The following is a 14,142-nucleotide window of genomic DNA, read 5'->3' as shown; positions in this document are numbered from 1 at the left end:
CCACGAAGGCCGCCGCCGCGCCGCGGGCCGCGCCACCCGCGCCGACGATCGCCACCGGTCCGGCCTTCGGATCGAAGTCCGGGGCCTGGGCGGTGAAAGCGGCCAGGAGGCCCAGGCCGTCGACGTTGTCGGCGATGATCCGGCCGTCCTCATCGAAGACCAGGAGGTTGGCCGCGCCCGCCAGCTCGGCCCGCGCGCTGAACTCGTCGGCGACGCTGAGCGCGGCCTCCTTGAAGGGCAACGTGACGTTCAGTCCACGGATCACCCCGCCGCGCAGCCCCTCGGCGAAGCGGCGGAAGTCGTCGCCGCAGGGCGCAAAGGGGACATAGACGGCGTCGATCTCGGCCGCCTCGATCCAGGCGTTGTGGATGATCGGCGAAAGCGAATGGCGGACCGGCGCGCCGGCGACGCCGGCCACGGCGGTGGCGCCTGTGATCTTGCGGCTCATGAGCTCAGCACCTCCTGTTGGCGGAGCAGGTCGAGCAGCCCCAGCAGCGGCAGGCCCAGAATAGTGAAGTAGTCACCCTCGATGCGGGCGAAAAGCTGCGCGCCCATCGCCTCGAGCCGATAGCAGCCCACCGAGCCCAGGGCCGCCTCGCCCTCGTGGGCGAGATAGGCGTCGAGGAAGGCGTCGGAGAAGTCGCGCATCGCCAGCGTCGCGCTGACGGTCTCGCGCCAGATCGCCGCCCCGTCCTTCGCGACCACCACCGCCGAGTGCAGCTGGTGCGGCCGGCCGCGCAGCAGCTTCAGCCGCTCGCGCGCGGCGGCGAGGGTGTCGACCTTGTCGTAAAGCCCCCCCTCGAGCTCCAGCGTCTGGTCGGCGCCGATGACCAGGCCGGGGCGGGCCTGCGAAACTCGCGCCGCCTTCCGCTCGGCCAGGGCTTCGGCGACGGCTTTGGGCGAGGCGCCTCGGGCGAGCAGCTCGGTCTTGACCGCATCCTCGTCGACGCCGGCGACGGCCGCCTCGAACGGCACGCCGGCGCCCTCCAGCACCGCGCGCCGTGCGGCGCTCTTCGAGGCCAGGATGACCACAGGCGGGCTCATCCGAGCACCTCCACCTGGCCGTGGCCGCCGTGCATCAGGTTGAGGATGGCCGCGGCCGTTTCCTCCACGGACCGGCGGGTGACGTCGATGGTGGGCCAGCCGTGCCGCTCGTAGAGCCGGCGGGCCTGGATGATCTCGTCGCGCACCGTGTCGGTGTCGATGTAGCTCGACTGACGGTTCTCGTGCAGCGAGAGCAGCCGGTTGCGGCGGATCTGGATCAGCCGGTCCGGCGAGATGGTCAGGCCGACGACGATCGCCTTCTTCAGCCGGGTAAGCTTCTCCGGGACCGGCCGGTCCGGGACCAGCGGCACATTGGCGGCCCGCACGCCGCGGTGGGCCAGGTAGATGCAGGTCGGCGTCTTCGAGGTCCGCGACACCCCGACCAGCACCACGTCGGCCTCGTCGAGGTCCTGTCCGCCCTGGCCGTCGTCATGGCCGATCGCATAATTCAGGGCGTCCATGCGGTTGAAATAGTCGTTGTCGAGCCGCAGGTGCGCGCCGACCCGGCTGGTGGTCGAGGCGCCCAGGTAGCGCGAGAGCGCCGAGACAAGCGGGTCGAGCGCCGGGATGCAGGGCATGTCGAGCTTGCGGCAGCCCTCCTCCAGCGCGTGCCGCAGCTTGTCGTCGACGATGGTGTGGATGACCACGCCCGGCGCCTCCTCGATGTCGCCCAGCGCCCTGTCGAGCTGCCGCTGCGAGCGGACCAGGGCGTAGATGTGCTCGATCGGCAGGACGTTGTCGAAACGGGCGCAGACCGCCCGCGCCATGGCGTTCAGCGTCTCGCCGGTCGAGTCCGAGACGAGGTGGACGTGGAAGTAGGTGGCCAGCCGGGCCTGGGCAGAGGTCGACACTCTTTATGGGCCCCTCGAAAAAATGCCTGGGGATGTTTTCTGTGAATCCCTCTTAGCGAACGCCGGGACGATTGGGGATAGGCGCCATGCTTTGGCAGGGCTTGGCGGGGCCTGGTGAATGGCCGGGACGAAAAGCGTCGTTTACCGCTCGTTAATCCACTCAGGCCCGGCCGGGTGTGCAATCCGGCCGCGGAGCATCGACAGCCCCGGTAGAACCGCCGGTATGGCCGGCCTCGTCCCTCAGATCCTTAACGAAATCTTAAGCGAAAAAAGGGCTTGGCCCGCCTCCACGCAATCCACAGGCACGGGAAAACGCGCCCGCGCCAATCTGCATAAGTTGGGGAGAAAGGCCTGCTTGCCGCAGGGAAGGCCGAGTTTTCCACCTCCTCGACAGGCCCAACGTCTTCCTTTCGCAATCCATTTTCTTTTTCTTAAGGATTGAAGAGAGGTCAGGCGGGGAACGGATCCGACGGCGGACTTGAGCGATCGGCCGCAAAGCGATTTAACCGCCTGGATGACGACCGCTTCCGCTCCCGCCACTCCCCGCCTTCTTCGCGTGCTCGCCGGAGAGACGCAGGATCGGCCGCCGGTATGGTTCATGCGCCAGGCCGGCCGGTCGCTGCCGGAGTACCGGGAGCTCAGGGCCAAGGCGCCGGACTTCATCTCGTTCTGCCATCACCCGGAGATGGCGGCCGAGGCGACGCTGCAGCCGATGCGGCGGTTTGCGTTCGACGCCGCGATCGTCTTCGCCGACATCCTGCTGCTCCCCCGCGCGCTCGGCCAGCAGGTCTGGTTCGAGGCGGGCGAAGGACCCAGGCTCGCAGCCTTGCCTTCGATCGAGTTCCTGGCGGATCAGGTGGAGGCCTCCACCGGACGGCTCAGCGACATCGGCGAGACCTTGCAGCGGGTGCGCGCGGAGCTGGAGCCGGAGCGGGCGCTGATCGGCTTCGCCGGGGCGCCGTGGACGGTCGCCACCTATATGATCGAGGGCCGCGGCTCGGAGCGGGAGGCGGCGCGGGCGTTCGCCTACGCCGAGCCCGAGAAGGTGGACGCCCTGCTGGCGGTGCTGGTCGACGCCACCGCCCGCTATCTCGTCATGCAGGCCAAGGCGGGCGCCCAGGCGCTGAAGCTGTTCGAGAGCTGGGCGGAGGGGCTGGCGGAGGACATGTTCGAGCGCCTGGTGGTCCAGCCGCACGCGGCGATTGTCGACAGGGTGCGGGCCGCCGGCGTGACCGCGCCCTTCATCGGCTTTCCGCGCGGCGCCGGGGCGCTGGTCGAGAGCTACGCCGAGGCCGTGCCGGTCGAGGGCGTGGCGCTCGACACCCAGGCTCCGGCGGCCCTGGGCCGTCGGCTGCAGGCCCAGGGCAGGACCATCCAGGGCGCGCTCGACAACCTGCTGCTGCGCCAGGGAGGACCTGCGCTGGACGCGCGCGTCGAACAGCTGCTCGAGCAGTGGGGGAAGGGGGCCTACATCTTCAACCTCGGCCACGGGGTGCTGCCCGACACGCCGATCGCGCACATCGCGCGCGTGGTCGAGCGGGTGACGGGCAAGCCGGCCAGAGCGATGGCATGAAGGGGAATGGCGTGAAAGTCGCCGTCGTCCTCTTCAACCTCGGGGGCCCGGATGGGCCCGCGGCGGTGCGTCCCTTTCTCGCCAACCTGTTCCGCGATCCGGCGATCATCGACCTGCCGGCGGTGGCGCGGATCCCGCTGGCGAAGCTGATCGCCAGGCGTCGGGAAAAGGCGGCTCAGGCCAACTACGACCTGATGGGCGGCGCCTCGCCGCTGCTGCCGGAGACCCAGGCGCAAGCCGATGCGCTGGAGGCCCGGCTGAAAGCCCGCCGGCCGGACGTCGAGGCCCGGGTCTTCATCGCCATGCGCTACTGGAAGCCGTTCGCCGCCGAGACGGCGCGGGCGGTCGCGGCCTTCGCTCCCGACGAGATCGTGCTCCTGCCGCTTTATCCGCAGTACTCGACCACCACCACGGCCTCGTCGCTGAAAGACTGGCGGGCGGCCTACAAAGGGCCAGGCCGCTCGCGCGCGGTCTGCTGCTACCCCACGGCCGGCGGCCTGGTCGAGGCGCATGCCCAGGCGATCCGGCGCACCTGGGAGCGGGCCGGCGCGCCCAAGGGCTTGCGGCTCCTGTTCTCCGCCCACGGCCTGCCGCAGAAGGTCGTCGACGCGGGCGACCCGTACCAGGCCCAGGTCGAGGCCACCGCCGGCCGGATCGCCGCGCGCCTGCCGGAGCTTTCGGACTGGCGGGTCTGCTACCAGAGCCGCGTCGGCCCGTTGAAGTGGCTCGCCCCATCGACGGACGAGGAGGTCCGCCGGGCGGGGGCCGAGGGCAGGGGCGTGCTGGTCGCGCCGATCGCCTTCGTCTCCGAGCACGTCGAGACGCTCGTCGAGCTCGACCATGAATATGCACGCACGGCGCACGAGGTCGGTTGCCGGCCCTATCTGCGGGCGCCCACGCCGACCGTCAGCGAGCCGTTCATCGAAGATCTGGCGGAGGCGGCGCTCGGCGCGCTAGGCCGGACGGACCGGACGCGGCCCTATGGGCCGTGGCTCTGCCCGGTCGGGCTCGGCAAGTGCGGCTGTCATCTCGAGGAGCGGCCATGACCGACTGGCTGATCGCCCATTACGATCTGCTGCGCGGCCTGCACATCCTGGCGGTGATCGCCTGGATGGCCGGGCTGCTCTATCTGCCGCGCCTCTACGCCTACCACACGGGCGCGACGCCCGGCTCGGAGCTGGACCTCACCTTCCGGACGATGGAAGCCAAACTCCTGCGGATCATCATGAACCCGGCGTTCGTGCTGGCCTTCGTCTTCGGCCTCACCCTGATCTGGGTCGATGGTCACATCCGCGGCTGGGGCTTCCTGGGCCAGCCGTGGATGGTGGTGAAGCTGGCCGGGGTTGTATTCCTCATCGGCTGGCACCATGTCCTGGCCAGGGCGCGCAAGGCGTTCGCCGAGGGTCGAAACCGGCGCTCCAGCAAGTTCTGGCGGGCGACCAATGAGCTGCCGTTCCTGGCGGCGATCGTGATGGTGATCGCCGTGACCACCGAGTTCGGGAAGTGATGGGACCGGGCAGGCGAGCCGCTTGACGCGGTCCCGCGGGTGTGGTTCCGATCGCTTACGCGTCGGCGTAACGGCCCGGCGCGCCCCGCATCCTTTCCGGCCGCCCGCGCTCAGGGCGTAAGGCAGGCCGGCCCCCAAAGAGACGAAGACATCGGCGCTGAACGCGCTTCTATTTCCTTAAGGCCGCGCCCGGAGTCTGTCCGGCGGGCGCTTCCCAACGAGTCAGAATTCCATGCAAGACGATATCCCCACCGAGCTCGACGTCCTGGAGCCGCAGGCCGCTGAAGCCCAGCCCGCCGAGGAGCTGGAGACCGCCGCCGTCGACGGCGCGGAGGAGCCCTCCGAGGTGGCTGCCGCCATCGCGGCGATGGGGCTCACCCGGATGAGCCTGCAGGAGCTGAAGGACAAGTCGCCCGCCGACCTCCTGGCCTTCGCCGAGACGCTGGAGATCGAGAACGCGAACTCCATGCGCAAGCAGGACATGATGTTCGCGATCCTGAAGACCCTCGCCGAGGAAGGCGTGGAGATCTCGGGCTCCGGCACGCTCGAGGTGGTGCAGGACGGCTTCGGCTTCCTGCGCTCGCCGGAGGCCAACTACCTCCCGGGCCCGGACGACATCTATGTCAGCCCCTCGCAGATCCGGAAGTTCGGCCTGCGCACCGGCGACAGCGTCGACGGCGCGGTCCGCGCCCCGCGCGAGGGCGAGCGCTACTTCGCCCTGGTGAAGGTCGACCAGATCAATTTCGAGGCGCCGGAGAATGTCCGCCACAAGGTCCTGTTCGACAACCTGACGCCGCTCTATCCCGACGAGCGGCTGCGGATGGAGATCGACGACCCGACGCTGAAGGATCGTTCCGGCCGGGTGATCGACATCGTCGCCCCGCTTGGCAAGGGCCAGCGCTGCCTGATCGTCGCCCCGCCGCGGGTCGGCAAGACGGTGATGCTGCAGAACATCGCCAAGTCGATCGAGAAGAACCACCCCGAGTGCTACCTGATCGTCCTCTTGATCGACGAGCGCCCGGAGGAAGTCACCGACATGCAGCGCACGGTGAAGGGCGAGGTGATCTCCTCGACCTTCGACGAGCCGGCGACCCGCCACGTCCAGGTGGCCGAGATGGTGATCGAGAAGGCCAAGCGCCTGGTCGAGCACAAGCGCGACGTCGTCATCCTGCTGGACTCGGTGACGCGCCTCGGCCGCGCCTACAACACGGTCGTGCCGTCCTCCGGCAAGGTGCTGACCGGCGGCGTCGACGCCAACGCCCTGCAGCGGCCGAAGCGGTTCTTCGGCGCCGCGCGGAACGTGGAGGAGGGCGGCTCGCTGACGATCATCGCCACCGCCCTGATCGACACCGGCAGCCGGATGGACGAAGTCATCTTCGAAGAGTTCAAGGGCACAGGTAACTCGGAAATCGTGCTCGACCGTAAGGTCGCCGACAAGCGCATCTTCCCGGCGATCGACGTGCTGAAGTCCGGCACGCGGAAGGAAGAGCTGATCACCCCGAAGGACCAGCTGCAGAAGACCTACATCCTACGGCGGATCCTCAACCCGATGGGCGCCCAGGACGCGATCGAGTTCCTGCTCGACAAGCTGCGCCAGTCGAAGAACAACGACGACTTCTTCCAGTCGATGAACACCTGATCCGTCCGCGACGCCCGCCGGGGCGATTCGCTCAAGTGTTAACGCGCGGCTCCCCGCACTGGCGGGGAGCCGCTTCGTTTTCGAGAGCAGGGGCTGCGACATCCGGTCGGGCCGGCGTTAACGAACTTCGCTGTTTCACGTGAAACACTACCCGGTCTGACCCCACCAATCGGCCCTACCTAGATGCGGGCCCAGATCATGGGCCAGATCAGGGCCCAGATCAGGGCCCTGATCAGGGGATGAGCAGGGTCGCGCCGATCGTCTGCCGGCCCTCCAGGGCTTCGTGCGCGCGCCGGGCCTCGGCCAGCGGGAAGGTCTGGCCGATCTCGACGTCGAGCGCGCCGGACGCCACCATGCCGAAGACGGCCGCCGCACTCGCGTCGAGCTCCTCGGTCGTGGCGATGTAGTCGGTCAGCGTCGGCCGGGTGAAGAACAACGAGCCCGCCAGCGACAGGCGCCGGCCCTCCACCGGCGGCGGCGGACCGGAGGCGTTGCCGTAGCTCACGAAGAGACCCCGCCGCGCAAGACTGGCGAGCGTGCCCTCGAAGGTGTCCTTGCCGACGGAGTCATAGGCCACCGCCACTCCGCCGCCGCCGGTGATGCGCCGCACCTCGGCCGCCACGTCCTGGTCGCGGTAGAAGATGACGTGGTCGGCGCCCAGCGCCTGGACCTTCTGCGCCTTGGCGGTGCTGCCGACAGTGGCGATTACCGTGGCGCCGATGTGCTTGGCCCACTGGACGAGCAGCTGGCCGACGCCGCCGGCGGCGGCGTGGACAAGGATCGTCTGGCCGGCCCGGAGCGGGTAGGTGCGGTGCAGCAGGAACTCGGCGGTCATGCCCTTGAGCAGAACCGCGGCCGCCGTCCTGGCGTCGACGGCGTCGGGGATGTGCACCGCGCGGTCCGCCGAGACGACGTTGGCCTCGGCGTAGGCGCCCGGCCCGTCCATCGCATAGCCGGCGCGGTCGCCGATCTTGAAGCGCGTGACCCCGTCGCCGACCGCGTCGACGACGCCCGCGCCCTCCTTGCCGAGGCCGGAGGGGAGGGGCAGGGGGTAGAGCCCGGTGCGGTGGTAGGTGTCGATGAAGTTGACCCCGATCGCCTCCTGGCGGATGCGGATCTGGCCGGGACCGGGCTCGGGCGCCGGCACGTCCGCCAGGTAGAGGACCTCGGGGCCCCCGGTGTTGTCGAACCGAATGGCGCGCATCAGCCGAGGTGCTTTCGGAAGAAGTCCAGGGTGCGCTGGCCGGCCAGCGCGGCGGCCTCGGCGTCGTAGTGCTGCCCGCCGGTGCGGGCGAAGCCGTGGTCGCGGCCGGGGTAGGTGTGGATCTCGATCAGCTTGTTCGGCTCGAGCGCTTCGATGATCTTCGCCTGGGCCTCCTTGGGCACGAAGCCGTCCTCCTCGGCGATGTGCATCAGGAAGGGATGGGTCAGCTTCTCCGCCTCCGCGAGCCGGCCATCGATGCCCACGCCGTAGTAGGCGACGGCCGCGTCCGCGTCGGTGCGGGCCGCGGTCAGATAGGCGAGCAGGCCGCCCAGGCAGAAGCCGACCGCGCCGACCTTGCCCTGCGCGCCCGGGTCCTGGCGGATGGTCGAGATGGTCGCGGCGATGTCCTTGACGCCGGCGTCGACGTCGAAGGCGTTGAACAGGGCGAACGCCCGCTGCCACTCCGCCTCGCTCTGGTCGCTCAGCTCGATGCCGGGCTCGATCCGCCAGAAGAGGTCGGGGCAGACCGCGAGGAAGCCCTGGGCGGCGAGGCCGTCGGTGATCTCGCGCATCACCGCGTTCACCCCGAAGATCTCCTGGATCACCACCACCGCGGCGGTCGGGGCGCCGGCCGGACGCGCCAGGTAGGCGGAGAAGGAACCGTCGGCCGTCGTGATGGTCGTTTGCTCACCCATTGGGGTCTCCCGATGCAATTGGATGGGGCAAGCTACTAGCGCGGCGGGCCCCCGGCCGGCCATAAGGAATCCCAGAAGGAGCTCCACCATGAAGATGACCGTCGAAGTCGACTGTACGCCCGAGGAGGCTCGGCGGTTCCTCGGCCTGCCCGACGTGAGCGCGCTCAACGACCATATCGTCGGCGAGATGCAGAAGCGGATCGACGCCAACATGGCGATGCTGTCGCCCGACGAGCTGGTGAAGAACTGGCTGGCTTTCGGCGCCGGCGCGCAGGAGCAGTTCCGCAAGCTCATGGAAGTCGGCATGGCGGCGGCCGCGCAGCGGAAATGATCGACACCATCTTCGCGCCTGCGACCGCCGCCGGACGGGCGGCGATCGCGGTCGTGCGACTGACGGGGCCGAGGACCGCCTCGGCCGTGCGGGCGTTGGCCGGCCAGCTGCCCGCGCCGCGCCGCGCCGTTGTGCGCCGGCTCTACGGCCCGGGCGGCGCCGAGATCGACGAAGGCCTGGTGCTGTGGTTTCCCGCGCCGGGCAGCTACACCGGCGAGGACGCAGCCGAGCTCCATGTCCACGGCGGCCGCGCAGTGCTGGCTGGCCTGCTCGAGGCGCTCGCCGCGCTGGACCTGCGCCTGGCCGAGCCCGGTGAATTCACTCGCCGCGCCTTCGAGAACGGCAAGCTCGACCTTGCGCAGGCCGAGGCGGTCGCTGACCTGGTCGACGCCGAGACCGACGCCCAGCGCAAGCAGGCGCTCGCCCAGCTCGACGGCCGGCTGTCCGAGGTCCAGGGCCGCTGGCGCGACGGCCTGACCGAGGCGCTGGCGATGTTCGAGGCCGCAGTCGACTTCCCGGACGAAGAGGTGCCGGCCGACGTCGCCGCGCGCGCGCAGCCGATCCTCGCCGGCCTGGTGCAGCAGCTGGAGGCCGCCGCCGCCGAGGTGGAGCGGGGCGAGCGCGTGCGCGAGGGCTACCGCATCGCCCTGATCGGCGCGCCGAACGCCGGCAAGAGCACCTTGCTGAACGCGCTCGCCAGGCGCGAGGCCGCGATCGTCACCGCCATCCCCGGGACGACCCGCGACATCATCGAGGTTCCCCTGCAGCTCGGCGGCTACAAGGCGATCGTCGCCGACACCGCGGGCCTGCGGTCGACCGAAGACATCGTCGAGGCCGAGGGCGTACGTCGCGCGGCGGCCTGGGCAGGCGCCGCGGACCTGCGCGTCTGGCTGGTCGATGGGGCGGCCGCGACCGCGCCGGAACCGCCGGCGGGGCTTGCGCCGACCGACCTGATCCTGCGGACCAAGCGGGACCTGGGCGAAGGGGATGCGGACCTGCCGGGAACGCCGTTCACCGCCCGCAGTCCGAACGATGTCGCCTGGCTGGAGCAGACGCTGACCGAGCGCGTGGTCGAGGCCCTGGCCGCGGCCGAGCCGCCGGCGGCGACCCGGCTGCGGCATCGGCGGTTGCTGGAGGAGGCGGCGAGCCGGCTGCGGCAGGCGATGGCGGAGCCTGAGGCGCTGGAGCTGGCGGCGGAGGACGTCAGGCTGGCCGCCCGGGCGCTGGATCGGATCACGGGTCGGATCGATCCCGAGGCGGTGCTGGGAAAGATCTTTTCCAGCTTCTGCATCGGCAAGTAGTTCCAGCGGTAATACCTGGCCATATCGGCTGCGCCTAAGTTCGCTCAGGAATTGAATTGCGTCGTGTTTCACGTGAAACAGTGGAGTTATCCACAGCACTTGTGTTTCACGTGAAACAAAAGCGGCGATATTGGGGCGCGGCTGTCCGAATTTGAGGCGCCCCGGCCGCCGGGGTTTCACGTGAAACAATGGCCTCCCCAGGTGAAATCCCTGGACCGTTCCGCTATATAGCCGTGCCTCGCCCCCGCCTGCCGGGGGCGTCTGTGCTTGGAGCCTGACGCGCCTTGACCTGGGACGTGATCATCATCGGGGGCGGACACGCCGGCTGCGAAGCCGCCGCCGCGGCGGCGCGCTTCGGCGCGCGCACCCTGCTGCTCACCCACAAGATTGAGACGCTCGGCGAGATGAGCTGCAACCCGGCCATCGGCGGCCTGGGCAAGGGCCATCTGGTCCGCGAGATCGACGCCCTCGACGGGCTCATGGGCCGGCTGGCCGACAAGGCGGGGATCCAGTTCCGCCTGCTCAACCGCTCGAAGGGCGCGGCGGTGCGTGGGCCTCGCGCGCAGATCGACCGCCGGCTCTACCGCGAGGCCATGCAGGCCGAGCTCGCCGCGACGGCGAGCCTGACCATCAAGGCCGAGGCGGTCGAGGACCTGATCATCAGCGACGGACGGGTCGCGGGGGTGGTCGGCGCGTCCGGCGAGCGCTACGCCGCCGGCCGTGTGGTGCTGACCACCGGCACCTTCCTGAAGGGCGTGATCCACCGCGGCGAGGAGCGGATCCCCGCCGGCCGGGTCGGCGACGCGCCGGCGATCGGGCTGTCCGACCGGCTCTATTCCCTGGGCCTGCGGATGGGCCGGCTGAAGACCGGCACGCCGGCGCGGCTGGACGGTACCACCATCGCCTGGGACCGGCTGGAGATGCAGGCGGCCGACGACGAGCCGGTCCCGTTCTCCTTCCTGACCGACGCCATCACCACGCCGCAGATCCAGTGCGGGATCACCTATACGACGGCCGAGACCCACCGGATCATCGCCGCGCGGCTGACGGAATCGGCGGTCTACGGCGGGCGGGTGTCGGGGAAGGGGCCGCGGTACTGCCCCTCGATCGAGGACAAGGTCGTCCGCTTCGCCGACAAGACCAGCCACCAGATCTTCCTGGAGCCGGAGGGCCTGGACGACGACACCGTCTATCCGAACGGCGTCTCGACTTCGGTCTCGGCGGAGACCCAGGATCTCTTCCTGCGCACCATTCCGGGCCTCGAGCAGGTGCGGGTCAAGCGCCACGGCTACGCGATCGAGTACGATTATGTCGATCCGCGCGAGCTCTATCCGACTCTGGAGGCCAAGGCGCTGCCGGGTCTCTATCTCGCCGGCCAGATCAACGGCACCACCGGTTATGAGGAGGCCGGGGCGCAAGGCCTGGTGGCTGGGCTGAACGCGGCGCGCGCCGCGTCCGGCGCCGAGCCCGTGCAGTTCGCCCGTGACGAGGCCTATATCGGCGTGCTGATCGACGACCTCGTCACCCGCGGGGTCACCGAACCCTATCGCATGTTCACCAGCCGTGCGGAGTTCCGGCTCACCCTGCGCGCGGACAATGCCGACCAGCGGCTGACGGCGCGCGGCGTCGAGCTGGGCGTGGTGGGGCCGCTTCGGACCGCCGCCTACGCCGCCAAGGCCTGCGCCCTGGCCGACGCCCGGGCGCAGGCCGGGTCGCTGACCTTGACCCCGGCGCAGGCCGCGCGGCTCGGCCTGCCGGTCAAGGCCGATGGCCAACGCCGCGACCTGCTGCAGCTCCTGGCCTATCCGACGATCGGCTTCGACGACCTGGCGAAGGTCTGGCCGCAGATCGGCGGCTGGCCGGCGCCGGTGCGCGAACAGCTGGAGATCGAGGCGGGCTATGCCGGCTATCTCGACCGCCAGGCCGCCGACGCCGAGGCCTTCCGCCGCGACGAGGATCTGCGGCTGCCGGCCGATCTCGACTATGCCGGCGTGGGAGGGCTCTCCAACGAGGTGCGCGAGAAGCTGGCGGCGGTGCGGCCGCTGACCTTGGGCCAGGCCGCGCGGATCGAAGGGGTGACGCCTGGCGCGCTGACGGCGCTGCTTGCCCACGTCCGCCGCCGCGCCGCCTGAGGTCGCCGCAGATGGAGGTCGACGACGTGGAGAGCTTCGCGCGCGCGGCCGGCGCCACGCCGGCGCAGGTCGCCGACCTGGACCGGTTCCGTCGGCTGCTGGTGGAGTGGAATGACAAGATGAACCTCGTGGGCCCCGCGACGCTCGAGGTCTTCTGGAACCGCCATGCCTGGGACTCCGCCCAGCTGCTGAAGCTCGCCCCGGAGGCGATGGTCTGGGCCGACCTCGGCGCCGGCGCCGGCCTGCCGGGCCTTGTGCTCGCCACGCTCGGCAAGGGCAGGGCCGGCTTCCATGTGCACCTGGTCGAGAGCATGGCCAAGCGCTGCCGGTTCCTGTCGGAGGTGGTGCACGAGCTCGACCTGCCGGCGAGCGTCCATAACGCGCGTGCGGAAAACCTGCAGCTTGCTGTGGACATCGTCACCGCCCGCGCTTGCGCCCCGCTCGCCCGCCTGCTGGGGTATGCGCGGCCCTACCTGAAGTCAGGTGCGACGGGCCTCTTCCTGAAGGGACAAGATGTAGCGGCCGAGCTCGAAGAGGCGGCTAAATCTTGGGAATTCGAGGCGGATACGATACCGTCTCTCAGTGATCCCCGAGGCCAGATCGTGCGCGTGAGGAGACTGGGTCGTGCCCGAAAAGTCTGAACGGCCGCTGCGCGTCCTGGTGATCGCCAACCAGAAGGGCGGCGTGGGCAAGACCACGACCGCCATCAACCTGGGCACCGCGCTGGCCGCGGTCGGCGAGCATGTGCTGCTGATCGACTCCGACCCGCAGGGCAACGCCTCGACCGGTCTCGGCGTCGGCCGGGCGCTGCGCAAGAACACGCTTTACGACGTGCTGATGGGCGAGAAGCCGATCGTCGAGGCGGTGGTCCGGACCAACCTGCCGGGCCTCGACCTGGTGCCGGCGGATCCGGATCTTTCCGGCGTCGAGCTGGAGCTCGGCCAGCAAACGCGGCGCTCGTTCAAGCTGCGCGACGCCCTGGAGCCCGTGCGCCAGGCGCGCGGCTACACCTATGTGCTGATCGACTGCCCGCCGTCGCTCAACCTCTTGACGGTCAACGCCATGACCGCGGCCGACGCGGTGCTGGTGCCGCTGCAATGCGAGTTCTTCGCGCTGGAGGGCCTGACCCAGCTGATGCGGACCATCGACCTGGTGCGCGGCAGCCTCAACCCGCGGCTGGAGATCCAGGGCGTAGTGCTGACCATGTACGACCGGCGCAACAGCCTGTCGGAGCAGGTCGCCGGCGACGTGCGCGGCCACTTCGGCGAGACCGTCTACCAGACGGTGATCCCCCGCAACGTGCGGGTGTCGGAGGCGCCGTCCTTCGGCAAGCCGGCGCTGGTCTATGATCTGAAATGCGCGGGGAGCCAGGCCTACCTGAAGCTCGCCCGCGAGGTGGTGCTGCGCGAGCGCGCGCGTCGCCAGGATCTCGCGGCGGGCGCCGCGTGAGGGAGATGATGATGGCAGGCGAAAGCCGCAGGGGCCTGGGGCGGGGCCTGTCCGCCCTGCTCGGCGAGGCCGACGAAGAGGTGGTGGCCGCGGTCGAGGGCCGTCCGCCGGCGCGCGGCGGCTCGCCCGGGCTGGAGGGCGCGCGCGAGATCCCGATCGAACTGGTGCACAACAACCCCAGCCAGCCGCGGCAGCACTTCTCCAAAGACGAGCTCGCCGAGCTGGAGGAGTCGATCCGCACGTCCGGCGTGCTGCAGCCGATCCTGGTCCGCCCCTCGCCGTCGCGCGGCGGGGAGTTCGAGATCGTGGCCGGCGAGCGCCGCTGGCGCGCGGCCCAGCGGGCAGGCTTGGCCGCCATCCCGGCCCTGGTGCGCGAGTTCGCCGACGACCGCGCCTACGAGATCGCGATCGTCGAG

15 protein-coding genes are annotated in these 14,142 nt (G+C 70.1%); 10 read left to right on the top strand and 5 right to left on the bottom strand.

The features are described from left to right. From VJS38_RS19940 to VJS38_RS19930, 3 genes are all read right to left on the bottom strand, one after another. The coding region (locus tag VJS38_RS19940) for a shikimate dehydrogenase family protein (RefSeq protein WP_414692471.1) at positions 1 to 448 on the bottom strand (448 nt) is incomplete at its 3' end. Continuing rightward, the gene (locus VJS38_RS19935) at positions 445 to 1,044 is read right to left on the bottom strand and encodes a Maf family protein (protein ID WP_324089896.1); all 600 of its coding nucleotides are present in this window, start codon (positions 1,042 to 1,044) and stop codon (positions 445 to 447) included. The genes VJS38_RS19940 and VJS38_RS19935, both read right to left, overlap by 4 nt. Continuing rightward, on the bottom strand, positions 1,041 to 1,895 hold the full coding sequence (locus VJS38_RS19930) for a pyruvate, water dikinase regulatory protein (RefSeq protein WP_324089895.1): 855 nt from the start codon (positions 1,893 to 1,895) through the stop codon (positions 1,041 to 1,043). The genes VJS38_RS19935 and VJS38_RS19930 overlap by 4 nt, the downstream gene beginning before the upstream one ends. Before the next feature lie 514 nt (positions 1,896 to 2,409). Between VJS38_RS19930 and hemE the strand changes: the two genes are divergently transcribed. From hemE to rho, 4 genes are all read left to right on the top strand, one after another. Then, the gene (gene hemE, locus VJS38_RS19925) at positions 2,410 to 3,468 is read left to right on the top strand and encodes a uroporphyrinogen decarboxylase (RefSeq protein WP_324089894.1); all 1,059 of its coding nucleotides are present in this window, start codon (positions 2,410 to 2,412) and stop codon (positions 3,466 to 3,468) included. Next, a complete protein-coding gene (gene hemH / locus VJS38_RS19920) occupies positions 3,465 to 4,514 on the top strand; it encodes a ferrochelatase (RefSeq protein ID WP_324089893.1) in 1,050 nt (349 codons plus the stop codon). Before hemE ends, hemH begins: the two co-directional genes overlap by 4 nt. Then, a complete protein-coding gene (locus VJS38_RS19915; RefSeq protein WP_324089892.1) occupies positions 4,511 to 4,975 on the top strand; it encodes a CopD family protein in 465 nt (154 codons plus the stop codon). The genes hemH and VJS38_RS19915 overlap by 4 nt, the downstream gene beginning before the upstream one ends. A gap of 232 nt (positions 4,976 to 5,207) precedes the next feature. Next, positions 5,208 to 6,614, top strand: a complete 1,407-nt coding sequence (gene rho / locus VJS38_RS19910) for a transcription termination factor Rho (RefSeq protein WP_324089891.1) — start codon at positions 5,208 to 5,210, stop codon at positions 6,612 to 6,614. A gap of 232 nt (positions 6,615 to 6,846) precedes the next feature. On the opposite strand, the gene VJS38_RS19905 is transcribed toward rho, so the two are convergent. Beyond that, positions 6,847 to 7,818: a quinone oxidoreductase gene (locus tag VJS38_RS19905; RefSeq protein ID WP_324089890.1), complete on the bottom strand. Its 972-nt coding sequence runs from the start codon at positions 7,816 to 7,818 to the stop codon at positions 6,847 to 6,849. After that, positions 7,818 to 8,513 (bottom strand): dienelactone hydrolase family protein, encoded by a 696-nt coding sequence (locus VJS38_RS19900; RefSeq protein ID WP_324089889.1) that lies wholly within the window; start codon positions 8,511 to 8,513, stop codon positions 7,818 to 7,820. The genes VJS38_RS19905 and VJS38_RS19900 overlap by 1 nt, the downstream gene beginning before the upstream one ends. A gap of 88 nt (positions 8,514 to 8,601) precedes the next feature. On the opposite strand from VJS38_RS19900, the gene VJS38_RS19895 reads away from it, so the two are divergent. The 6 genes from VJS38_RS19895 to VJS38_RS19870 all read left to right on the top strand — a co-directional run. Then, positions 8,602 to 8,844: a DUF6489 family protein gene (locus VJS38_RS19895; protein ID WP_324089888.1), complete on the top strand. Its 243-nt coding sequence runs from the start codon at positions 8,602 to 8,604 to the stop codon at positions 8,842 to 8,844. Further along, positions 8,841 to 10,145, top strand: coding sequence for a tRNA uridine-5-carboxymethylaminomethyl(34) synthesis GTPase MnmE (mnmE, locus tag VJS38_RS19890; RefSeq protein ID WP_324089887.1), 1,305 nt, complete (start codon positions 8,841 to 8,843; stop codon positions 10,143 to 10,145). Before VJS38_RS19895 ends, mnmE begins: the two co-directional genes overlap by 4 nt. 284 nt (positions 10,146 to 10,429) lie before the next feature. Beyond that, on the top strand, positions 10,430 to 12,277 hold the full coding sequence (mnmG, locus tag VJS38_RS19885) for a tRNA uridine-5-carboxymethylaminomethyl(34) synthesis enzyme MnmG (RefSeq protein WP_324089886.1): 1,848 nt from the start codon (positions 10,430 to 10,432) through the stop codon (positions 12,275 to 12,277). Between the two features lie 11 nt (positions 12,278 to 12,288). Next, complete coding sequence (gene rsmG / locus VJS38_RS19880; RefSeq protein ID WP_324089885.1) at positions 12,289 to 12,918, top strand: 16S rRNA (guanine(527)-N(7))-methyltransferase RsmG; 630 nt, start codon at positions 12,289 to 12,291, stop codon at positions 12,916 to 12,918. After that, complete coding sequence (locus tag VJS38_RS19875; RefSeq protein WP_324089884.1) at positions 12,902 to 13,726, top strand: ParA family protein; 825 nt, start codon at positions 12,902 to 12,904, stop codon at positions 13,724 to 13,726. The genes rsmG and VJS38_RS19875 overlap by 17 nt, the downstream gene beginning before the upstream one ends. Positions 13,727 to 13,737: 11 nt before the next feature. Beyond that, the coding region (locus tag VJS38_RS19870; protein WP_324089883.1) for a ParB/RepB/Spo0J family partition protein at positions 13,738 to 14,142 on the top strand (405 nt) is incomplete at its 3' end.

Source organism: Phenylobacterium sp. (genome assembly GCF_035276905.1).
Lineage (GTDB): Bacteria > Pseudomonadota > Alphaproteobacteria > Caulobacterales > Caulobacteraceae > Phenylobacterium.
Note: the sequence above shows the minus strand (reverse complement) of the source record. Positions and strands in the feature narration are given on the sequence as shown.